This window comes from Anaerotignum faecicola, assembly GCA_024460105.1.
In the GTDB taxonomy this organism is placed as follows: Bacteria; Bacillota; Clostridia; order Lachnospirales; family Anaerotignaceae; genus JANFXS01.
On record JANFXS010000321.1, the window covers coordinates 1 to 439 of the forward strand.

Annotated in this window: 1 protein-coding gene; it reads left to right on the forward strand. The window is 43.3% G+C overall.

The features are described from left to right. Positions 1-175: 175 nt before the first annotated feature. On the forward strand, positions 176-439 hold a 264-nt coding region (locus NE664_14180), incomplete at its 3' end, for a hypothetical protein (GenBank protein ID MCQ4727783.1).

Sequence of the window (439 nt, forward strand, 5' to 3'; positions counted from 1 at the left end):
TGGAAGGAAAGGCATGGAGAGAGTATTTTCATGCCTTTTCTTTTGTAGCCATTTTATGAAGTTATTGGGCGCTGGAAGGGATGCCTTTGAGGTAATTCCTTAAAAAAAATTCAGAAGTGCCCTCGACATAGATTCCAGAGACTTTGTATGCTATGGATAGAAGGAGGTGCTTATAATGAGAAAAAGAACAGGTTGGAAGCTGGCAATCATATTCCTGGCAGTTACCCTAAACCCGATGTCGGCGTATGCAGGAACATGGAAGAATACTTCAACCGGCTGTCAATACCAGAAAGATGATGGAAATTATGCGAGGGCGGAATGGATAACAGAGAATGGAACATCGTATTATCTGAATCAGAATGGAATTATGGCTGTAAATACTACTACACCAGACGGATACCTAGTGGCAGCAGACGGCAGTTGGGTGACCGAACAGCAG